General features: G+C 27.0%; 20 protein-coding genes. 19 read left to right on the top strand and 1 reads right to left on the bottom strand.

Annotated features, from left to right (window positions below; genetic code table 11):
* Positions 1-321 precede the first annotated feature (321 nt).
* From nadD to NG904_RS14770, 4 genes are all read left to right on the top strand, one after another.
* A complete protein-coding gene (gene nadD / locus NG904_RS14785) occupies positions 322-924 on the top strand; it encodes a nicotinate-nucleotide adenylyltransferase (protein WP_252232440.1) in 603 nt (200 codons plus the stop codon).
* A 4-nt stretch (positions 925-928) separates the two neighbouring features.
* Positions 929-1,495, top strand: a complete 567-nt coding sequence (gene yqeK / locus NG904_RS14780) for a bis(5'-nucleosyl)-tetraphosphatase (symmetrical) YqeK (protein ID WP_252232438.1) — start codon at positions 929-931, stop codon at positions 1,493-1,495.
* Between the two features lie 71 nt (positions 1,496-1,566).
* Entirely contained in the window at positions 1,567-2,862 is a 1,296-nt protein-coding gene (locus tag NG904_RS14775) for an LCP family protein (RefSeq protein WP_252232436.1), read from the top strand.
* A gap of 23 nt (positions 2,863-2,885) precedes the next feature.
* Positions 2,886-3,782 (top strand): RluA family pseudouridine synthase, encoded by an 897-nt coding sequence (locus NG904_RS14770; RefSeq protein ID WP_252232434.1) that lies wholly within the window; start codon positions 2,886-2,888, stop codon positions 3,780-3,782.
* 13 nt (positions 3,783-3,795) lie between these two features.
* On the opposite strand, the gene NG904_RS14765 is transcribed toward NG904_RS14770, so the two are convergent.
* Entirely contained in the window at positions 3,796-5,118 is a 1,323-nt protein-coding gene (locus NG904_RS14765) for a D-alanyl-D-alanine carboxypeptidase family protein (protein ID WP_252232432.1), read from the bottom strand.
* Positions 5,119-5,345: 227 nt separating this feature from the next.
* On the opposite strand from NG904_RS14765, the gene NG904_RS14760 reads away from it, so the two are divergent.
* The 15 genes from NG904_RS14760 to arcC all read left to right on the top strand — a co-directional run bounded on the left by NG904_RS14760 (position 5,346) and on the right by arcC (position 22,365).
* The gene (locus NG904_RS14760; protein ID WP_252232430.1) at positions 5,346-5,966 is read left to right on the top strand and encodes a helix-hairpin-helix domain-containing protein; all 621 of its coding nucleotides are present in this window, start codon (positions 5,346-5,348) and stop codon (positions 5,964-5,966) included.
* Between the two features lie 168 nt (positions 5,967-6,134).
* A complete protein-coding gene (locus NG904_RS14755; RefSeq protein WP_252232428.1) occupies positions 6,135-6,839 on the top strand; it encodes a hypothetical protein in 705 nt (234 codons plus the stop codon).
* A gap of 25 nt (positions 6,840-6,864) precedes the next feature.
* On the top strand, positions 6,865-7,245 hold the full coding sequence (locus NG904_RS14750; RefSeq protein ID WP_252232426.1) for an RDD family protein: 381 nt from the start codon (positions 6,865-6,867) through the stop codon (positions 7,243-7,245).
* Positions 7,246-7,261: 16 nt separating this feature from the next.
* Positions 7,262-8,620 carry a 23S rRNA (uracil(1939)-C(5))-methyltransferase RlmD gene (rlmD, locus tag NG904_RS14745; RefSeq protein ID WP_252232424.1) on the top strand — a complete coding sequence of 453 codons (1,359 nt, stop codon included), beginning with the start codon at positions 7,262-7,264 and terminating at the stop codon, positions 8,618-8,620.
* 150 nt (positions 8,621-8,770) lie between these two features.
* Positions 8,771-9,169 carry a nucleotidyltransferase substrate binding protein gene (locus tag NG904_RS14740; RefSeq protein ID WP_252232423.1) on the top strand — a complete coding sequence of 133 codons (399 nt, stop codon included), beginning with the start codon at positions 8,771-8,773 and terminating at the stop codon, positions 9,167-9,169.
* 2 nt (positions 9,170-9,171) lie between these two features.
* Entirely contained in the window at positions 9,172-9,492 is a 321-nt protein-coding gene (locus tag NG904_RS14735) for a nucleotidyltransferase domain-containing protein (RefSeq protein WP_252232421.1), read from the top strand.
* Between the two features lie 324 nt (positions 9,493-9,816).
* Complete coding sequence (locus NG904_RS14730; protein WP_252232419.1) at positions 9,817-10,572, top strand: DUF438 domain-containing protein; 756 nt, start codon at positions 9,817-9,819, stop codon at positions 10,570-10,572.
* 170 nt (positions 10,573-10,742) lie between these two features.
* Positions 10,743-11,456: a Crp/Fnr family transcriptional regulator gene (locus NG904_RS14725; protein ID WP_252232418.1), complete on the top strand. Its 714-nt coding sequence runs from the start codon at positions 10,743-10,745 to the stop codon at positions 11,454-11,456.
* Positions 11,457-11,758: 302 nt separating this feature from the next.
* Positions 11,759-12,100, top strand: coding sequence for a cupin domain-containing protein (locus tag NG904_RS14720; protein ID WP_252232416.1), 342 nt, complete (start codon positions 11,759-11,761; stop codon positions 12,098-12,100).
* 213 nt (positions 12,101-12,313) lie between these two features.
* On the top strand, positions 12,314-14,350 hold the full coding sequence (locus NG904_RS14715; RefSeq protein ID WP_252232414.1) for a penicillin-binding transpeptidase domain-containing protein: 2,037 nt from the start codon (positions 12,314-12,316) through the stop codon (positions 14,348-14,350).
* A 265-nt stretch (positions 14,351-14,615) separates the two neighbouring features.
* Positions 14,616-16,259 (top strand): tetratricopeptide repeat-containing diguanylate cyclase, encoded by a 1,644-nt coding sequence (locus tag NG904_RS14710; RefSeq protein WP_252232412.1) that lies wholly within the window; start codon positions 14,616-14,618, stop codon positions 16,257-16,259.
* Positions 16,260-16,625: 366 nt separating this feature from the next.
* Positions 16,626-18,368: a sigma-54-dependent Fis family transcriptional regulator gene (locus tag NG904_RS14705; protein WP_252232411.1), complete on the top strand. Its 1,743-nt coding sequence runs from the start codon at positions 16,626-16,628 to the stop codon at positions 18,366-18,368.
* A gap of 376 nt (positions 18,369-18,744) precedes the next feature.
* Positions 18,745-19,944, top strand: a complete 1,200-nt coding sequence (locus NG904_RS14700) for a YgeY family selenium metabolism-linked hydrolase (protein WP_252232404.1) — start codon at positions 18,745-18,747, stop codon at positions 19,942-19,944.
* Positions 19,945-20,045: 101 nt separating this feature from the next.
* Positions 20,046-21,239 carry a knotted carbamoyltransferase YgeW gene (gene ygeW / locus NG904_RS14695; protein WP_252214585.1) on the top strand — a complete coding sequence of 398 codons (1,194 nt, stop codon included), beginning with the start codon at positions 20,046-20,048 and terminating at the stop codon, positions 21,237-21,239.
* Between the two features lie 193 nt (positions 21,240-21,432).
* The gene (gene arcC, locus NG904_RS14690; protein WP_252224515.1) at positions 21,433-22,365 is read left to right on the top strand and encodes a carbamate kinase; all 933 of its coding nucleotides are present in this window, start codon (positions 21,433-21,435) and stop codon (positions 22,363-22,365) included.
* Positions 22,366-22,405: the final 40 nt, after the last annotated feature.

The raw sequence follows: 22,405 nt of genomic DNA, 5'->3' as shown, positions 1-22,405 counted from the left end.
GCAGTAAATGTGACAATACTTATTAAGTGTTCTAAAAGTCCACTTACAATGCCACTTCACCTATTGCATATATCAACATACATTTAAAACAGGGCCTACTTTTAATATAAAAATCTAATAATTTTTAAGATTAGACAATTTTTTTTAGTTTAGGTTTCTTGTGAATTTATAATTTAGATTATGTTCATGATATAATAATATAGAAGAATTTACAAAATTAATTAATTTATTATATTATGAGTGTAATATATTTTTCTAATTGAAAAATAATAAAGTATAAAGCTTGATGTATTGTAAATAAATTCTGGGAGGAAATATTTAATGAAACGATATGGTATAATAGGAGGGACATTTGATCCTATTCATTATGGACATTTATATATAGCTTATGAAGCTAAAAAGCAATTAAATTTAAATAATGTGATTTTTATGCCAGCAGGTAATCCACCTCATAAAGAAGGTAAGAAAGTAACGGATGCACTGCTAAGATATGATATGGTAAAGAAAGCAATAGAAGATTTTTCAGGATTTTCTATTTCAAATTATGAGATAGAAAAAAAAGGACTCAGCTATACATATGAAACGTTAGAACATTTTAAGGACAATGATGTAGAGTTATTTTTCATTACTGGAGCAGATTGTTTAATGGATATAGAAACATGGGAAAGTGCGGATAAAATATTATCTTTAAGCAATTTAGTGGTGTTTTCTAGAGGCGGTTTTAGTAATAAAAAGTTAATTAAACAAAAAGAATATATAGAAAAAAAGTACAGTGTAAATATAATTGCATTACCACTAAAAAGATTAGAAATATCTTCAACAGATATAAGGAAAAGAATTAAAGATAAAGAAAGAGTAGATTTCTTTGTTCCTCAACCTATCATAAAATTAATAGAAGAAAACAGATTATATAAGGAGGAATAATATTTTGATAAGTATAGAAGAAATGAAGTTATATCTTAAAGATAATTTAAAACAAAATAGATATAAGCACACATTAGGAGTTGTTGAAACTTCAAAAAAATTAGCTAAAATTAATGGGGTTTCAATAGAAAAAGCTGAAATAGCAGCTCTTGCTCATGATGTAGCTAAAAATTTATCCTTGGAAAAAATGAAATTAATAATAGAAGAAAATAATATTGAATTAACAAACACAGAAAAAGAAAATTCTAATTTGTGGCATAGTATAATTGCACCAATAGAAGCTAGAAATAAGTTAAAAATTGATAATGAAGAAATATTAGATGCAGTACGATGGCATACTACAGGAAAAGAAAATATGTCTATTTTAACTAAGATAATATATATTGCTGATATGATAGAACCAGGTAGGGATTTTTCAGGAGTAGAAAAAATAAGACAAACTACTTTTGAAAATTTAGATAATGGGGTTTTATTAGGTTTAACTGAAAGTATGAAGGACTTATTAAATAGAAATTTAATCATTGATTTAAATACAATAAAAGCAAGGAATTATTTTTTATTAAAAGAATAGTTATATATGCATAAATAAAGTAGACTAAGTAATTCAGGTTAATGACTTGCATTAGGGGTGAGAAGAAAAGCATGGGGAAAAAAAGAGTAAAAAGATCAAAAAGATCCAAAAGATCGAATAAATCAAATAAAAACAAGCTTGAAAATATTAAGATTAAGAATTTACTAGAAGAAAGTGTATTATTGATATTAGCATTAGTAATAACATTTACTATAGTAGTTATAGGATCTGGATTTTTATTTTTAGGAAAGATAAACAAGAATGATATGATTGAACCTAGTAAGGTATCAATGAATAAGCCTATTAATGTTTTATTATTAGGAATGGATATAGGAGATCCTAGTCAGCCTAATAATAATGCAATAAAACGAACAGATACAATTATGGTTTTGAATTATAATCCTGAGAATAAAAATTTACAAGTTGTTTCAATTCCAAGAGACACTTTGATAGATGTTAATGGCAAAAGTTCAAAGATAAATGCAGCTTATGCAATAGGTGGAGAAAAAAGAGTAAAATCAGAGGTAGAAAAATTGCTTAATATAAGCATAAATTATATTGCTAAAATTGATTATAATGCATTTAGAGAATTTATTGATGCTATTGGAGGCGTCAAAATGCAGATAGAAAGAAATATGATATATGATGATGAAGGACAAAATCTTCATATTAATTTTAAAAAAGGTGAAGTAGTTAAATTAGATGGTAAAAAAGCAGAGGAATTTTTCAGATGGAGAAAAAACAATGATGGTTCAGGATTTGCAAATGGAGATTTAGACAGAATAGAAAATCAACAAAAATTTATATCAAAGGTTATAGATAAATGTACAAGTCCTATGATTATTTTTAAAATTCCAAGTATAATAAAAGCTTTAGGAGATAATATAGATACTAATATGCCTCCATTTAAAGTTATATCATATGGTTTAAAGTTTATTAGAATTAATTCAGAAAAAATGGATATGAAAATAGCTCAAGGTATACCTAAAGATATAAATGGAGAATCATTCCTTGTATTTGATAAAAATTTAAACAAAGATATAATAACATCTTTATCATCAACAGGAAAAGGATCAGAAGATATTTCTAAGTCAGATATTACAATAAAAGTATTCAATGGAACTAAAATAACTGGATTAGCAGCAACCTTAAGAGATGAGCTAACAAAGATTGGATACACAAGAGTTGATGTTGGAAATATTCCAGAGAGAAATGATAGTTCAATTTTAACTAATAATGAGAATATAGCAAGTAAAGTTAAGTCTAGTATTGGAATAAATAAAATTGAAAAAAAATCAGACAAACCAGAATACAAAGATTATGATGTAGTTATAATATTAGGTAAAGATTTTAAAAAATTTGAATAAAAATCAAGGGAGACTTTTAATAGATGAGCATTTTACAAGATAAAGTTAGTAATATTGATGGTAAGATAAAGATAAGAGAGTATTTAAAAGAAAAGTTAGATTTATCAACTAGATTAATAAGAAGTGCATCAAAAGATCAAAGGATATATGTTAACAATTCTGTGGTTAGAATGAATTATATGATTAAAAATGGTGATGTTATAAAGATTGATTTAAATAGAAATGAAAGTCAAAATATAAATCCAGAAAAAATAGATTTAGACATAGTATATGAAGATGAAGATGTTTTAGTTATTAACAAACAACCCTTTATCATAGTTCATCCAACTAAAAATTTTCAAAGTGGCACATTAGCAAATGGAATATTATACTATTTCAAAGAAACAAATCAAAACTGCATAGTAAGATTAGTTTCTAGACTAGATATGAATACATCAGGACTTATTATAATTGCTAAAAATCAATTTTCTCATAGTAGATTATCAAAAGATATGAAAGAAAAATTACAAAAAAGATATTTAGCAATTGTTCATGGTAACTTAGAAGAAAAAGAAGGAACAATAGACTTGCCTATTTATAAACCAGAAGGTATAGAATATGGAAGTATGAGAGTTGTTGATGAGAGAGGACAAAGAAGTATAACACATTATAAAGTAATAGAAAGCTTTGAAGGTGGAGATCTAGTTGAATGTCTTCTAGAAACAGGTAGAACACATCAAATAAGAGTTCATTTAAGTCATTTAGGTCATCCTATATATGGGGATGAGCTATATGGAGTTGGAGCAGAAGAAAACTTAATAAAGCGTCAAGCACTTCATGCTTATGGATTGAATTTTGATTCACCAAGGTCTTTAAAAGAACTTTCATTAAGAGCTGAATTACCAGATGATATGAAAGAATTATTAGAAAAAATAAAATAGAAGAAGATAGGATTTAATCCTGTCTTCTTCTTCTTCTTTTCTTCAATTGATCATCTTGAATTTTAGGTATAGATGTTGTAATTTCTAACAATCTTTTTTTTCTATTTTTTTTCTTTTTATATTCTATTGCTAATGTTAACACAATAAGTAAGGCAACTCCAGAAACACTAGCTCCTATAATCAAGTTTTTTTGATTTTTATCTATAAAAGAATTAACTTCTTCTTTTATAGAATAATCTCTAGAAATACCTGCACATAAATCTAATGTACATAGCTCTTCATCATTTAAATATACAGTACCTTTTAATATAACATCACCTTCATTAAAAGATGATCTATTTAAATTTTTATCTTCAAATTTAATATAAGTATTAAGTTTGTCTTTATCTTCATTTGGAACAATGCAATTTACATCTTTTGAAGCAATAAGAGGAACTGTTATATCATTATGTAACTTAATAGAATCAATTTCTTGTCCTTTTTTATAGAGGTTAGAAAAATAAAAATTATTAAATCCATAATTAAACACAGTTTTCATATCTTCAAAGTTTTTATTTTTATCTAGAGCATTAAGATACGATGCTACTAAAATATGTCCATTATTTTCAGCAGCTATTGCATATGTATGGTTTGATTTAGTTGTATAGCCATTTTTACCTGCAATGGTATATTGATAATAATACATTGAATTCTTATTTATCATATGATTTTTATTATTAATCCATATTGTTCTAGATGAATCATTTTTTATTGGTATTTCATATGTCATAACTTTACATAGTTCTAAAAATTTATCATGTTTAATAGCTTCATTCATAATTAGAGCTAAATCATGAGCAGTAGTTAAATGCTCTGGATCAGGTAATCCACTTGGATTTTTAAAATGGGTATTAACGGCTCCAATTTCAGTAGCTTTTTTATTCATAAGCACTGCAAATTTATCAATAGAAGAAGAAACATGGCAAGCTAAAGCGTTAGCTGCATCATTCCCAGATTCTAATAGAAGCCCAAGTAATAAATCTTTTACAGTAACAATATCACCTTTTAAAAGGCCTATAGTTGTACCATCAACCTTTGTAAAATCTTCAGTAACTACAACCTCTTCATTTAAATCACAATTTTCCAAAGTTAATATAGCAGTCATTACCTTAGTAGTTGAGGCCGGCTCCAAAACTTTATCGGGATTTTTACTAAATAATATTTCTCCAGTTGATGCATCCATTAAAACAGAACCTTCTGCATTTATTTCAGGAGGCGCTGGCATCGCCATTACATTAACGGATGAAACAAGAAATATAAATAGGAAAAAAATAAGTGTTTTAAAATGTGATTTCATAACATTCTCCATAATATTAAAATTTTTTATTACAACAGTTTTATTTTACCAAAGAAAAATATATTATGCTATAAAAATATGAATTTTGATAATAAAATTGTATTTTAATGTATATAATTAAAATAAATGGATGAAATTCTGTTGAAAAATTTAAGAACAAACTTATTATTATAATAAAATGTAAATATTAGTTAAAAAAATATTAAGAACTAGAGGAGGTTTTCAAATTGATTAATAAAGCTAATAAAAAAATTGGAATAATAGTAATTTTAGTTATAATGCTCATAGCATGTTTATTTACATATATTAAAAGTGGAAAAGACAAATTAGTAAAAAACGATAATACTTCAATTTTTGTTGAAGAAGAAAATCAAAATAGTCATGAAGATGCAAAAATAGAAAAGTTAAAAGATAAAAATATAGTAGTTGAAATAAAAGGTGAAGTAAAAAGTCCTGATGTATATGAATTGAATGATGAGAGCATAGTTAAAGATGTTATTGAAATAGCTGGTGGATTAACAGAAGAGGCAGATATATCTAATATAAATAGAGCTCAAAAACTTAAAAATCATGAATTAATATATATACATAATAAAAATGAAGTAAAAGACAACATAAGTTATTCACAAAGTAATATGAGTACATCTAATAACAGTGGAAAAATAAATATAAATTGTGCACAACTTGAAGAATTAAAAAATATTAATGGAATAGGTGAAGCAAAAGCAAAAAGAATAATAGAATATAGAGAAAATATAGGAGCATTTAATTCAGTAGAAGATATTAAAAATATTGATGGAATTGGTGAAAAAAGTTTTGAAAAACTAAAAGATCAAATAGAAGTTTAACGCTTAAAACATAGATTAAATAATATTTTTGCTATTGACACATATTTGAAATATAATAATGATACAATAATTTATTGTATTGTGGTATTCTAATAAGTAGTATTAATCTAAGAATATAATATAAATTTATATAAATATAATTAAAAATAAAAACTAGGGGGATTTTTAATGTCCAAAAGAATTTGTGCTATACTAATGAGTTTAATAATTACAACATCATTAATTGGATGTATTGGTATAGATAGTAATAAAGCAGAAGACAATAATAATGCTAAAGCTGTAACTGAAGCAAAAAATTCAGATGAAAATTTACAAGGATCGTGGGCAGAAGATTATAGTTTAGAAAAAACAAAAGGATATTTTAAAGATTATTTATCTAAAATGGAAAAAGTAACAGAAGAACTTGGAATGAAATACTCTAAGGAAGATGTAGTAAAAGAAAATGATGGAAACACTATAAGTGTTAATTCAATATATTTCGATAATGAAAAACCAGACCCTAATAAAATAGAGAGCATGTACTTTGGAATGAAGGTATTTGGAGAAGATTTATCATCAGGGGAAATAGAATTAAAATTAAGTTTAAACTTTGACAGTGCAGAAGCAATAAAATCAGGAAACTTTGATTTAGGAAATACATCTTTCAATAAATACATAGCTGCATTTACAGGACAAAGTAGTAGAAATTATTCAGAAATAAATAAACAGATAATAGACAGGTTAAAGAGTGAAAAGGGAGAAGGCATTATAGAAAATTCAATAGATGGATTAAAGGAAGAAATAAGATTTAATAAAAATTATATAGTATATAAATTAAGCACAAAAACTTATAATTTTAAAGATCCAAATCCAACTTTAGAAAATAATAATTAATATAATTAATAAGGGGGAAAATACCTTGAGTAAAGAAGAAAATAATATTAATGAAAAAGAAGATGCTATATTGAACGACACAAAAGCAAAAGAAGAAACTAACAATGAAACAAAAGAATTATTAATGGGAGAGACAAATGAAAATAATAGTAATGATAATAAAGAAAAAACATCATTATTAAAAAAAATATTTGCCAGTGTTATAGACCAATTAGTTACAATGGCACTTTCAGGAGTATCATTAATTATATTTGATTTTATAATAAAATTTATAGGATATAAGGTATCTATGCCATTAGGAATTTTAATTATGTTCTATTTTATAGTAAATGTATTATATATGCCGTTAATGGAAAAAACTAAATCAAGCAAAAGCATAGGAAAAAGAATTATTAATATAAAGTAATTATAGGAGAACGTTTATGAAAAGAGGAAGCGAAGTAAAAGTTAAAATTGAAAAAACACAATTCCCATCGACAGGAATAGGATATTTAGAAGATAAGCCAGTATATGTTAAAAATACATATCCAGGTCAAGTAGTAACTGGTAGGGTTAAAAAGAACAGAAAAGAATACGCTGAATTAAAGTTAACAGGTGTAGAGGAAAGAGCTGAGTATGAAATAGATGCAATATGTCCTCATTTTGGATTTTGTGGAGGATGCTCATCTCAAACATTATCTTATGAAAAGCAGTTACAAGTTTTAGAAGATGAAATAAAAGATTTATTTAAAGAAGCTGATGTAACTACTGGTGAGTTTTTAGGGGTACTTGGAAGCTCAGAGCAATGGGAATATAGAAATAAGATGGAATTCACATTTGGTGATGAAGAAAAAGGCGGAGATCTTTCAATTGGAATGCATATGAGAGGTAAATCTTTTGGAATAATAACAGTTGATCATTGTAAGATAGTTGATGAAGACTATAGAAGAATAATAAGATTAACTGCAGATTATTTCGGAAAACAAGACTTACCATATTATAGAGTTATGAAAAGAGAAGGATATTTAAGACATCTTGTAATAAGAAAAGCTCAAAATACAGGTGAAATATTAGTAAATCTTGTTACAACTACTCAAATAGATTTTGATTTAAGTGAATATGTTGAATTATTAAAATCTCAAGATTATAAGGGTACATTAGTATCAATACTTCACACTGAAAATAATTCATTCTCAGATGCAGTAATACCAGAAAAGGTAAATGTATTATATGGAAGAGATTATATACAAGAAAAATTATTAGGACTTAATTTTAAAATTTCACCATTCTCATTCTTTCAAACTAACACAAAAGGTGCAGAAAGCCTTTATTCATTAGTTAGAGACTTTATGGGAAGTTCAGAAAATAAAGTTGTATTTGATCTTTACTGTGGAACAGGAACAATAGGTCAAATAGTTGCTCCTAACGCTAAAAAAGTTGTAGGAATAGAACTTATAGAAGAAGCTGTTGAGGCAGCAAAAGAAAATGCTAAATTAAATGGATTAAATAACTGCGAATTCTTGGCAGGAGATGTAGCGGAAATAATAAAAACAGTAAAAGATAAACCAGATATAATAATATTAGATCCGCCAAGAAGTGGAGTCCATCCTAAAGCTTTAGATTACGTAATTAAATTTAATGCACCAGAAATAATATATGTTTCATGTAATCCAAAGACTTTAGTAACAGACCTTAAAGTATTAATTGAAAGAGGTTATAAAATAATCCAAACACAAGTGAAAGATATGTTCCCAAACACACCTCACGCAGAGACAGTTGTGAAATTGTCATTGAACGCTTAGTGAATTGGAGCTTGCCTAGGCATCTTAACTTAACGAGAAAGCCAGCATTTTGTAGCTTGTGGGAGAAAGATGTTCATTGTAATGAAAATTGTTTTAGGTATTGTAAGATAATCTTACAATACCTACTTTTATAAAAGATATAAATGGTAGGTGATAGATTTGAATGAAGATATTCGCTGGAAACAAAGATTATCTAATTTTAAAAAAGCGGCAATACAATTAACTGAATTTATAGAAAAAGGAGAACTTAACAAGTTTGAAGTACAAGGATTAATTCAATGTTTTGAATATACATTTGAATTAGCTTGGAAAACAATGAAAGACTACTTGGAACTTGAAGGGTTTGAAGTTAAAAGTCCAAGATCAACAATTCAAACAGCTTTTCAAACTCAATTAATTACAAACGGTCATATTTGGATTGATGCTTTGCAAAAGAGAAATTTAATGGCGCATACTTATGATGAGTCTGTGGCAGAGCAAGCAGAAGAATTAATAAGAAAACAATATTATCCTGAAATCAAAGAATTATTAAAAAGATTAGAGGAATAACTATGGAGTTTGGATTAAAAGAATTTGATTTAAAATATATAATAGAAAAGATAAGTAATTTTCAGGAAATAGAAGAAGCCATTATATTTGGATCTAGAGCAAAGGGAAATTATAAACCAGGATCTGATATAGACATAGCTATTATAGGAGAAAAAATTACATTTGATACATTATCACAACTTCATTCATTATTAGAAGATGAAAGTCCAATGCCATACTTTTTTGATATATTAGATTATACTCATTTAAATCATGATGATTTAATAGATCATATTAATAGAGTTGGAAAAGTGATTTATAAAAAGGATGTAGAATTTAAATAGGCTATTTGCCAACATTTTGCCAACATCAATTAAGATGTTGGCATTTTTGATATTATTTCGAGAAAAATTAAAGCGACAGCTTGAACTTGCATAGGTCAATCACTGCTTATCATTTGATGAAGTATGTGATGAGATAATGTTTATTGTCTTTTTATTATTATTAGATTTTTAATCTAAAATATATAGATAAAGCTTTTTTTATTTGATATCAGTATTTATTTTGTCAATTTTGATTTAAATCACATTTTTATAAATCAAAGGTAAGTAGAATTAAGACATAGAAATATGGAATCTGAAAATTAGTTTATATAAGGAGGAATTAAAATGGATAATAAAAAGATAGAAAAATTAACTGAAGTTTTACAAAAATTAAATAAGGTTGGTGTAACAGAATCTCTAAGAAAAGAGGCTTTAGATATTGTTTCCAATATAAATCCTATTGAGTTATCAATTGCAGAACAAAATTTAATAGAAAAAGGAATGAATCCTCAAGATTTAAGGCATCTTTGTGATATTCACATGGAACTTCTAAAAGGCGAACTTGATAAAATTAAAACAAAAATTGAACCAGGTCATGTTGTGCATACACTTATTGCTGAGCATGATAAAATTCTTGAGTTTTTAACAGAACTTGAAGAAATTAATTCTAAAATTCAAAAATTAGTAAGCTATAACAGCAGTTTAGAAGAATTTGAAGCATTAAAAACTGTTGTAAATAATATATTAGATGCAGAAAATCACCATCAAAGGGAAGAAAAAGTGTTGTTTACTGAGATGGAAGATAGAAAGATTACTGGTCCAACTAGAATTATGAGAATGGAGCATGATGATTTAAGAGCTAAGAAAAAGTCATTAAAACAGCTAGCTGATGAAGTTTCTCAATTAGAATTTAATGAGTTTAAAGAAAGAGTTGATGATACAGCAAAATATATTATATTTAACTTAAGAGATCATATATTTAAAGAAAATTATATTTTATACCCTACAGCACTAGAATCTATAAAAGAAAAACAAATATGGAAGGATATGAAGAGAAGATGTGATGAAATAGGGTATTGTGGATTTACACCTAAAGTGTAATTTATTCTTTGAGTATTTTTTATTATAAAGTATATGAAAGAAAATAATAGACAAGAATACTGATCTATTATTTTTTTTATGTACCTAATATTAGGTACATAAAAACTTTATTATCTGAATAAATCGTTAATATAAGAAAAAGATATATAAATACAAGGGAGAGTGATGTTATGAGTAATCATTGTAGTAATTGCTGTAATAATTGTAGTGGAGAACTTTGTGCAAGCAAGGTTCCAATATTTGAAAATTTAAATAATGAAGAGTTAATAGAGATTGTAAAAACTATTAATCATAAGGAATATAGTAAAGGAGACGTTATTTTTACTGAAGGAAATGTAGCTAATACACTCTATTTTGTAAATAAAGGAAAGATAAAATTATATAAGCATACTAAGGATGGCAAGGAGCAGATATTACATGTACTTTCAGAAGGAGACCTTTTTGGAGAATTAGATTTGATAAAACCTTCTAAGTATGGATTTAATTCGAAAGCAATAGTAAATTCTAAGATATGTACTCTTACTAAAGATGAAATGAAAGATATAATTATGAGAAAGCCAGAGATTGGAATAAAAGTATTAGAAACTGTAGGAGAAAGATTAGCAAAAGTAGAAAATCTTGTGCAGAATCTTGCAACTAATGATGTTGATTCAAGAATGGCTTATTTACTAATAGATTTAATAAAAAAATATGGAGAGTCAATAGAAAAAAACATATCTATAAAATTACCACTATCAAGAGAAGATATGGCTAATTATATTGGAGTAACAAGGGAAACTATAAGTAGAAAATTAAAAAAGTTTGAAGATGAGAAATTAATAAAAATAGTAGGAACAAAGAATATTATAATTTTAGATGAAGAAGGCTTAAAAGATTATATTTAAGTTCTAAATACCATAATAAAATAGAGATAGATCTTTAATAGAATATATTTATTAAAAAACAAAAGCTTATTATTACCTATTTGGCAATGATAAGCTCTATTTTTATTATACAGAGCTTTTTAGTGTGTTATAAATATATCTTAATTTATAAAAATAGCAATATATATAGATGAAAAAATAAATTTTAATTGAGGTTTTGATTTAAATCACATTTTATTAAAATCAATAAAGCTATAATAAGATCATAAGTTAAATAAAAAATAAGTTTTAAGAATAGATAATAAATTTAGGAGGAAAAGATTATGAATGGAAAATTTTTTAAGAATATAGAATTTGCAAAGGTGTTAGCACTTAAAGAAGATGTGAATTATGCTCAAGGACAAGTAGTTAGTAAAACATTAGTCCAAACACAAAATGTAGGTATAACTTTATTTTCATTTGATAAAGGAGAGGAAATAAGTTCACATTCAGCACCAGGAGATGCATTAGTTTATGTGTCAGAAGGTGAAGTTACTATAACAATTGGAGAGAATGAGCCGGTAATTGTTACAGAAGGAAACTTTATAGTTATGCCTGCTAACATTCCTCATGCATTAGAAGCAACTGAAAAATTTAAAATGATGTTAATAGTAGTAAAGGGTTAGTTATAAGAATCTTGAGAAATCAAGGTTCTTTTTTATATTAACAATTAACATAGCATCATTTTTTTACTGATTGTATAGAGCTTAAACATATTAGAGAATGTTTAAGCTTTTTTTATTTTCTAATTAATAGCTTTATTATATAATGTTATTAATTTAATACGTAATTTTGTTTGAATTTTATTTAACATACTAAATATAAAAGGGGAGTTTTTATTGGAGAAAAAAATAAAAAGACTATTTATTTTTTCATTAACAATTATAGGAATTCTAGTAGTAGCAGCATTTATATTTGCATCTATGAAAGCAAATAGTATAAATGTAAAACAAAGTGAAAACTTAGTACAGGAATATTTTCAATTATTAAATGAGAAAAAGTATGATTTAATGTATGATAAGTTATCTGATGAAAGTAAAAATGAAATATCTAAAGAGGAATTCATAGAAAGAAATAAAAATATTTATGAAGGAATAGGAACCAAAAATATCACAATAGATAGTACAAAAGTGAAAGTAGATGGTAGTGATATCGTAGCAACATTTCAATGTAATATGAACACTATTGCAGGAAATCTAAATTTTAATAATACAATGGATATAAATAGAGTTCATGATGAGATTAAAGTAAATTGGTCTTCAAATTTAATTTTTCCTGAACTTAATAATGACTACAAAGTTAAAGTTCAAATAACAGAGTCTAGACGAGGCGATATTTTAGATAGAAATAATATTAAACTTGCCACTGATGATGATGTAGCTGAAATAGGAATTGTTATTGAAAAGCTTGGAGAAAATCAAAAAGAAGCAATAAATGAGATAGCAAAGGCGTTAGAAATATCTAGTGAGTACATAGAGAAACAATTAAGTCAGTCATATGTTAAACCAAATATGTTTGTACCAATTAAAGTTGTTTCTTATAGTAATGATATAGTTAATAAAGCATCAAAAATTCCAGGTGTAGTCATAAAAGACAAGCCTTCAAGGATTTATCCATTAGAAGCTAAAGCAGCACATTTAATTGGATATATTCAAAATGTTACAGCAGAAGATTTAGAAAAAAATATTGATAAGAATTATTCTGATTCATCAGTAATAGGGAAGGCTGGGCTAGAAGCAATATATGAGGATAGATTAAGAGGCATTGATGGAATAAAAATAAATATAGTTGATAAAAATTCAAATGAGATTAAAGTAATTTATAATAGGGAAATTAAAAATGGAGAGGATATAAAATTAACTATAGACAGTAATATTCAAGAAATCGCGTATGACGCTTTAGAAGATAACAAAGGAGCTACGGTAAGTATAAATCCTAATACCGGTGAGGTTTTAGCTCTTGTAAGTACACCAGCATATAATCCAAATGATTTTGTTCTTGGGATGTCAACTGAGAAATGGAATGATCTAAATACTAATGAAAGTAAGCCATTATACAATAGATTTCAAAGTAATATAACTCCAGGATCAGCATTTAAACCTATTACAGCAGCTATAGGCATAGAAGAAAAAGTACTTGATCCTAATGAGGATAAAGGAATAGTAGGACTAAAGTGGCAAAAAGATGACTCATGGGGTGGATATAAGGTAACAAGGGTTCATGCTTATGAATTACCTGCTAATTTAGAGAATGCATTAATATTTTCTGATAATATATATTTTGCAAGAGTTGCATTAGATATAGGTGCAGAAAATTTTGAGAAAAAGCTAAAGGAATTTGGAATAGGTGAAAAAATTCCATTTGAATATGGTGTTTCAGTTTCTCAATTTTCATCGAAAGATGGAATTAACAATGAAATATTACTTGCTGACAGTGGATATGGACAAGGTGATATTTTAATGAATCCATTACAACTTTCTATGATGTATACAATGTTTACTAATGAGGGAGATATTTTAAAACCATATTTAGAATACAAAGAAAGTCCTGAGAAAAGCATTTGGAAAAATAATGTTATTGCAAATGAAACCGCTAGAATTATATTAAATGATTTAGAAAGCGTAGTAAGTAAACTGAGTGGGACTGCACATGCACTGGCGGAACAAGGAATTAATATTGCAGCTAAAACAGGTACTGCTGAGATAAAGTTAGCTCAAGATGATAAAACAGGTACTGAGATAGGATGGGTAGTAGCAACCACAACAAATAAAGATAATAACATTTTAGTAACTACATTTGTAGAAGATGTAAAAGGCAAAGGTGGAAGTGGTTATGTAATTCCAATAGTAAAAAAAATAATACAAGAAGTGAAATAAACAGGAAAGTTTTCATTAAATCCATATTTATCGTGAAAAACCAAATTTTATGTTATACTAATAATAGTCATACTGCATATAAAAATGTAGTATGATTTTTTTAGTTTATAGATAATGATTTACTAAAGTTTGTAGAAAAAAGCTGGTAGCCAATTGACTTCCAGCTTCTAATGGTACCGTTTCTTATTTAGTAAAATATTTATTACTGTTAATTTAAAAAGTGAAAATTAAACTTAAAAATAGAGTAAAAGAATAAGGTAAATATATGAAACAATTAAAAAAACAATATATAATTATTATAGTAGCAATAATAGTAGGAATAAACATAGTAGGGACATTGTACTTTTTTAATAAACATGAACAGAACAAAAATTCAGATGACTTAAATCAATTGATAGAATCTTTTGTTGTAGATGATAATGATAATAAAAAAGAAATTTTAGATATGCAGGAGTTTATAAGTAAAAATCCTAATTTAGATAGAAGAAACATAGCTAAATTCCATCTCAATTTAACTAAATTATATATATTAGATTTATTTGATTGGGAAAATTTGGATGATACTATAGATAATTTTGTAAAAACACAAATAGAATCAGGGTTATCAAAACAGTGGGATATTGCAGCGTGGTCTTATGCTGATATTTCACAGATATACATTGACTTTTATACATATGATATAGCTGAATCTTGCTTAGATAGAGCATTAAATTATGCAAGCAGATGTGAAATGGAAGAGTTTTTTTATGAATATTGTTATACAACATTAGCTATGATCTATGCAAGAACTAATCGTTCGGAATTAGCAATGGAATATTATAATAAAGCTTTAGAGCATGATAGCGAAAATAAAATAGAATATGAATCTATGGAACAAAGGCGAAAAATAGTTTTAGCTAGAATTTTATTAAATGAAAAAAAATATGATGAATGTAAGAAGAATTTAAATGAAATTAGAGAATATATACACAGTTATGAAACATATCCATCAAGAATACTATGGGTATCAGGAATACTATTTCCTTATCTAGAAATGCAAGCAAAAGTAGGACTTTTAACCCAAGACTATGATGGTCTTACTCATTATATGGATGAGATATTTACATATGCATTAATATACAATCAAAATAGTATATTATTAAATTTTCTTATTGATATTACTACTATGATTGATGAAGAAAATAGGATTGATTTACCTATAGAAATAGAAAAAGCTATTTCTAATTACACATTAAAACTAATCAGATTATATCCTCAGGAATATCAATTAAGAAATATTCAAACTGGAGCTCATATGTATAATTCAAATGAAACTAATATTACACTTTTAATTCAGAAATATAAAATGAATGATTTATATAAGATAATTATTACTGCATCGTGTGTTGTTGTAATAATAATAATAATTTTAGTATGTATGGTTAGATACAATGAAAAATCCAGTGTCATTGATGAATTATCTAAGTCATATAATCGTAGATATTTTAATAAGGTATATAGAAAAATTCAAAGGGAAAATATATCTTTTGGAATACTTATGTATGATATTGATTATTTTAAACAGATAAATGATGGTAATGGACATGAAATTGGAGATAAAGTAATAAAAGAAATTGCTGAAATAATAATGGAATTATTAGATAGTAATTCAACACTTTTTAGATATGGTGGTGATGAATTCTGTATTATTAGTAAGAAGAAAACTTTAGAACAGATGATTTCACTTGCTGAATCAATTCATATTGTAACGGATCATATGAAATGTGCTGATGGTAAAGTTGAGATTACATTAAGTATTGGTGGTGCAGCAACAGAAAAGTCAGAAGATATCATGCCTCTTGTAGATAAGAACTTATATGAGGCAAAAAGAATGGGAAGGAACTGTGTTGTAGTTAAAAATAAAAGGTAATTTTAGTTATAACTACATTAATAGCAAAAGCTTTGAAGTTAACCTTAAAAATACATGAGACATACGTAATGAGTATTAATAAATAACAAAATATAGGAATAGTGATAATGAGCTAATGGACTTAAGGAATAATATTTCAAATCCATTAGCTCTTTTTATTGCACATAAAATTATATTAACAAAGCATTATACAACAACTTTATTCTATCAATATACTAGAATAAAATGAATACTATAATAAATGCAGGAAAATATATGGTTATACTTAGAAGTGAAGTAACTATATGGTATAATGGTAAGGTGGTAAAATTGAAAGAAAAGTAAGAAAATTTAAATAAATATTAATAGATATAGGTGGGTTATAAAATGAAAATAACTTTAGTTAATATAAAAGAAATAATAAATAAATATTCTATATTATTATCAAATTTGTTAACAATAGATGTGGAGATAGTTGATGATAAATTAGTAAGAGTTGCTGCAACAGGAATATATGAAAAAAGAATTGGAGAAAACATAAAAGATCAAGGTTATGTATATAAGAAGGCTTTAGATACAGGAAAAACATTAGTTATAGAAAATCCAGGAAAAGATAAATTATGTGATGAATGTAAAAAAAGAGGAAACTGCAATGAATTTATGGAAATATGTGTACCTATTAAATATGAAGAAACTACATTTGGAGTAATAGGTTTAGTATGTTCCAATGAAGGTCAAAAGGATAAATTGAAAAGCAATTTAGCTATTATGATTAAGTTTTTAGAACAAATAGCTGAATTTATTTCAATTAAAGTAATAGAACAAAATCAAATATTCGAAAATGAGAACAGTATTAAATTTTTCAAAGAAATAGTAAATTCTATAGATGATGGAATTATAACTGTAGATATAAAAAATCAAATTATAACAGCCAATAATAATGCATTAAAGCTATTAAAAGTTAAGCCAAATATTGTAGGTAAAAAAGTTACTATAGAAGAAACAGATGAATATACTCCAAAAGGAGGTATTTATAATTTCAATATTGAGAATGAAAAATTTAAAATTATAGGAAAGGTAGTAGAAAACTATATCAATAATAAAGATTGTAACAAAATAATTATTTTTAAAGAACTAATTACTATTGAAGAAGAGTTAAAAAATAATAGTATTAACTGTGATTCAATAATTGGACAAGCAGATAATATAGTAGAACTTAAAAAGAAAATAAAAAAAGTCTCATATACTGATGCTACAATCTTAATTACAGGAGAAAGTGGCACAGGAAAAGAGTTAGTAGCTAGAGCAGTACATTCTGAAGGTAATAGAAAAAATATGCCATTTATAGCTATAAACTGTGGAGCTATTCCAGAAAATTTATTAGAAAGTGAACTTTTTGGATATGTTAAAGGTGCATTTTCAGGAGCAAGTTCTGGGGGAAGAATAGGAAAATTTGAACTTGCTAATAATGGGGTGATTTTTTTAGATGAAATAGGTGATATGCCGTTATATCTTCAAGTAAAAATTTTAAGAGTATTACAAGAAAAAACCATTGTAAAAATAGGATCAAATAAGTTGATAAATTTAAATATAAGAGTAATAGCAGCTACAAATAAGAACTTAAAAAAACTAGTTGATGAAGGTAAATTTAGAGCAGATTTATATTATAGATTAAATATAATTCCTATTGAAGTTCCAAGCTTAAGGGATAGGGAAGATGATGTTGTATTAATAACTAAAATGTTAGTAGAAAAGTATAATGCAAGATGTAATAAGTATATACATACTATAGACAGGGAATTAATTAAAATATTTAAGGATTATAGTTGGCCAGGAAATATAAGAGAATTAGAAAATATAGTAGAATTTATGGTTAGCTTATCAGGTGAAAATGGGATACTTGAAAAATCTATGTTGCCAACATCCTTTGTACAAAGTTATAATGAGGAACTTAAAAATAGAAATGATGAAATATGTATAGATGATGACATAATGACATTAAAGGAAATAGAAAAGATATATATTAAAAAAGCTTTAGCAAAGTATGGAAATTCAACGAAAAGTAAAATGAAAGTGGCAAAAAAATTAGGTATAGGAATAGCTACTCTTTATAGAAAAATAGAAGAATAAAATACAAATTATCATTATGATAAATTATATTTTATTATGTTAACTTTAGCTAACTAAAATAAGCTTAAAATCAGGCATGTTACAGAATTTAACAGATACAATATATAGGTATATTGGTCTGTTATTTTTTTATGTTCCTTATTATTTTGATAAAAACAATTATCAAAATGATAATTACTTACTTTAAAAATAAAATAAGTGATTAAAATAATGCTGTTAAGCAAGGTATAGGGGGGATTTTTCATAAAAAATGAAAAAAATACTTCTCAGTTTTGGCAAGGTAATTGCTAAAGTAATAGTTAGTGGTGATATATAAATAAAATCATCAAACCAATGATATAAAATAATATTTTCATAAAAAGGCGGGGGAATAACTATGGATTTTAAAAACATTAAGGTAAGAGCAAAGGCTTATGAAGCAGACATGACAAAGTTTTTAAGGGATTTAATTGCTATCCCAGGAGAAAGTGCTAATGAAGAGTTAGTGATAAAAAGAATATCACAAGAAATGGAAAAACTTGGTTTTGATAAAGTTGAAATCGATAAAATGGGAAATGTTTTAGGATATATGGGAACTGGTAAAACTTTAATTGCCTATGATGCACATATTGATACAGTTGGAATAGGTGAGATGAGTAACTGGACATTTGATCCTTATAAAGGATATGAAACAGATGAAGAAATAGGTGGACGTGGAGCGTCTGACCAATTAGGAGGAATAGTTTCTGCAACTTATGGAGCTAAAATAATGAAAGATCTAGATCTTTTATCTGATAAGTACACAGTGTTAGTAACTGGTACAGTACAAGAAGAAGATTGTGATGGATTATGTTGGCAATATATCCACAATGAAGATAAGGTAAAACCAGAATTTGTTGTAATAACTGAACCAACTAATGGAAATATTTATAGAGGTCAACGTGGTCGTATGGAAATAAGAGTTGAAGTTAAGGGCGTATCTTGTCATGGTTCTGCTCCAGAACGTGGAGATAACGCAATTTATAAAATGGTGGATATATTACAAGAGGTTAGAGTATTAAATGATAATTTACACTATGATGAATTCTTAGGCAAAGGAACTGTAACCGTTTCAGAAGTGTTCTATAATTCACCATCTCGTTGTGCAGTAGCAGATATGTGTGCAATTTCTTTAGATCGTAGATTAACTGATGGAGAAACTTTTGAATCAGCATTAGAAGAAGTAAGAAATCTTCCATTTGCTAAAAAATATAATGCAAAAGTAACTATGTATAAATATGAAAGACCAAGTTGGACAAATCTTGTATATCCAACAGATTGTTATTTCCCAACTTGGGTAATACCAGAAGATGCACCAGCAACTAAAGCAATGGTTGAAGCTTATGAAGGCATGTATGGAAAACCACTAGTTGATAAATGGACATTCTCAACTAATGGAGTATCAATAATGGGTAGATATGGAATTCCATGTATAGGATTTGGACCAGGTAAAGAAGAAGAAGCACATGCTCCAAATGAAAAGACTTGGAAAGCTGATTTAGTAAGATGTGCTGCTGTATATGCTGCAGTACCAACAATCTATTGTAAAGATAAATAAAGCTATGTTTTAAGTAAATGCTGATATTATACTACAATATCAACACTATTAGAAACACAAGTTTTAATAAAAAATAAAGAAGAAATATTGGAGGATTTACAATGAGTATAATGGATAAATATATTGATAAATTAAATAAATTAAATTTTGAGAATATGCATGAGAATGATTTCATGCTAACTTGGGAGAAGTCTAATGATGAGCTTGAAGCTGTTTTTACAGTAGCAGAAGCTTTAAGAAAGTTAAGAGAAAATAATGTATCTCCAAAGATATTTGATAGTGGACTTGGAATTTCATTATTTAGGGATAATTCAACAAGAACAAGATTTAGTTTTGCATCTGCATGTAATCTTTTAGGTCTTGAAGTACAAGATTTAGATGAAGGTAAATCACAAGTGGCACATGGAGAAACAGTAAAAGAAACTGCTAACATGATTTCATTTATGGCGGATGTTATTGGTATTCGTGATGATATGTTTATAGGAAAAGGCCATACTTATATGCAAAATGTTTCAGAATATGTTAAAGAAGGTAATGAAAATGGAACATTAGAACAAAGACCAACACTTGTTAACTTACAATGTGATATAGACCATCCGACACAAGCAATGGCAGATACACTTCATTTAATAAACGAACTTGGTGGTGTTGAAAATTTAAAAGGTAAAAAAGTTGCTATGACTTGGGCTTATTCACCATCATATGGTAAGCCACTTTCAGTTCCACAAGGTATTATTGGATTATTAACTAGATTTGGAATGGATGTAGTATTAGCTCACCCAGAAGGTTATGAAGTTATGGGGGAAGTTGAAGAAGTTGCAAAGAAAAATGCAAAAGAATCAGGTGGATCATTTACAAAAACAAATTCTATGGAAGAAGCATTTAAAGATGCTGATATAGTATATCCAAAGAGCTGGGCCCCTTATATTGCAATGGAAAAAAGAACAGATTTATATGCAAAAGGAGATCAAGCTGGTATTGATGAACTAGAAAAAGAATTATTAAAACAAAATGCAGATCATATTGATTGGCAATGTACTGAGGAATTAATGAAGCTTACTAAAGATGGCAAGGCTATCTACATGCATTGTTTACCAGCAGATATTACAGGCGTAAGCTGTGAAGTTGGTGAAGTTGATGCTAGTGTATTTGATAGATATAGAAAATCATTATATAAAGAAGCAAGCTTTAAGCCATATATTATAGCTGCTATGATTTTCCTAAGTAAGGTTAAAAATCCTCAAGAAACTTTAGCTAAATTAGTTGAAAAAGATAAACCACGTCATTTTGAATAGAATTATATTTAGTTGAGAATTGAGAGTGGAAAGTGGAGAGTGAAGGAAAAATTCCAGCATGGAATTTTAAAATATATTATTTTAGAAAGTTTTTATACTTTCAACCAAAACTATCAACTCTCATCTTTCCACTCTCAACTAAAAAGGTGGCATAGCCACTTTGCTTTAAAACATAGATGTTGAGGTGAGAAATATGAAAAAGAAGATTGTAATTGCATTAGGCGGAAATGCATTAGGTAACACTTTAAAAGAACAGATGACTGCTATAAAAACTACTGCCAAAGCAATCGTTGATTTAATTGAAGATGGAAATGAAGTTGTTATTTCTCATGGAAATGGTCCACAAGTTGGAATGATAAATGTAGCTATGAGTGAACTTCATAAATTAGATCCTAAATATTCTATTTGTCCTATGTCAGTTTGTGTTGCTATGAGTCAAGGATATATAGGATATGATTTGCAAAATCAAATTAAAGAAGAATTATTAAATAGAAATATAAACAAGAATGTCTCAACTATTATTACACAAGTTGAAGTAGACTCAAAGGATAAGGCTTTTAAAAATCCAACTAAGCCAATAGGAAGTTTCATGACAAAGGAAGAAGCTGATATTGCTATTAAAAATGGAGATAATGTCATTGAGGATTCTGGTAGAGGTTATAGAAGAATAGTAGCATCACCAAAACCAGTTAGTATTGTGGAAATAGGAACAATAAAGAGTTTAATTAAAGATGGCCAAGTTGTAATTGCTTGTGGTGGAGGTGGAATTCCTGTTATAAAAGAAGGAAATCACTTAAAAGGTGTAGGAGCTGTAATTGATAAAGATTTTGCAAGCTGTACACTTGCCAAAGAGCTTGATGCAGACTGTTTAATTATTTTAACTGCTGTTGAAAAGGTTGCTATAAATTTTGGCAAAGAAAATGAACAATGGTTAGCTGATGTTAATGTAACTGATATGAAAAAATATTTGGAAGAAGGTCATTTTGCACCAGGTTCAATGAAACCAAAGGTAGAAGCTGGAATAGAGTTTGCTTCATCAAAAGAAGGTAGATATTCTTTGATTACTCTTCTTGAAAAAGCAAAGGATGGTATAACTGGAAAGACTGGTACTAGAATAAAGTATTAGTAGGCTTTAAATAAACATTAAGATAGTGTAAAGTACGCTA

The organism is Clostridium sp. ZBS15 (assembly GCF_023845705.1).
Lineage (GTDB): Bacteria > Bacillota > Clostridia > Clostridiales > Clostridiaceae > Clostridium > Clostridium aquiflavi.
This window is presented reverse-complemented; position numbering and strand designations above follow the sequence as displayed.

Bases quoted from the DNA above. Each gene is read 5' to 3' on its own strand.
- NG904_RS14720 (WP_252232416.1), top strand. From the start codon at position 11,759: ATGAATGGAAAATTTTTTAAGAATATAGAATTTGCAAAGGTGTTAGCA.
- NG904_RS14705 (WP_252232411.1), top strand. From the start codon at position 16,626: ATGAAAATAACTTTAGTTAATATAAAAGAAATAATAAATAAATATTCT.
- NG904_RS14775 (WP_252232436.1), top strand. From the start codon at position 1,567: ATGGGGAAAAAAAGAGTAAAAAGATCAAAAAGATCCAAAAGATCGAAT.
- NG904_RS14770 (WP_252232434.1), top strand. From the start codon at position 2,886: ATGAGCATTTTACAAGATAAAGTTAGTAATATTGATGGTAAGATAAAG.
- NG904_RS14710 (WP_252232412.1), top strand. From the start codon at position 14,616: ATGAAACAATTAAAAAAACAATATATAATTATTATAGTAGCAATAATA.
- NG904_RS14725 (WP_252232418.1), top strand. From the start codon at position 10,743: ATGAGTAATCATTGTAGTAATTGCTGTAATAATTGTAGTGGAGAACTT.
- NG904_RS14735 (WP_252232421.1), top strand. From the start codon at position 9,172: ATGGAGTTTGGATTAAAAGAATTTGATTTAAAATATATAATAGAAAAG.
- NG904_RS14755 (WP_252232428.1), top strand. From the start codon at position 6,135: ATGTCCAAAAGAATTTGTGCTATACTAATGAGTTTAATAATTACAACA.
- rlmD (WP_252232424.1), top strand. From the start codon at position 7,262: ATGAAAAGAGGAAGCGAAGTAAAAGTTAAAATTGAAAAAACACAATTC.
- NG904_RS14730 (WP_252232419.1), top strand. From the start codon at position 9,817: ATGGATAATAAAAAGATAGAAAAATTAACTGAAGTTTTACAAAAATTA.
- NG904_RS14700 (WP_252232404.1), top strand. From the start codon at position 18,745: ATGGATTTTAAAAACATTAAGGTAAGAGCAAAGGCTTATGAAGCAGAC.
- ygeW (WP_252214585.1), top strand. From the start codon at position 20,046: ATGAGTATAATGGATAAATATATTGATAAATTAAATAAATTAAATTTT.
- nadD (WP_252232440.1), top strand. From the start codon at position 322: ATGAAACGATATGGTATAATAGGAGGGACATTTGATCCTATTCATTAT.
- arcC (WP_252224515.1), top strand. From the start codon at position 21,433: ATGAAAAAGAAGATTGTAATTGCATTAGGCGGAAATGCATTAGGTAAC.
- NG904_RS14765 (WP_252232432.1), bottom strand. From the start codon at position 5,118: ATGAAATCACATTTTAAAACACTTATTTTTTTCCTATTTATATTTCTT.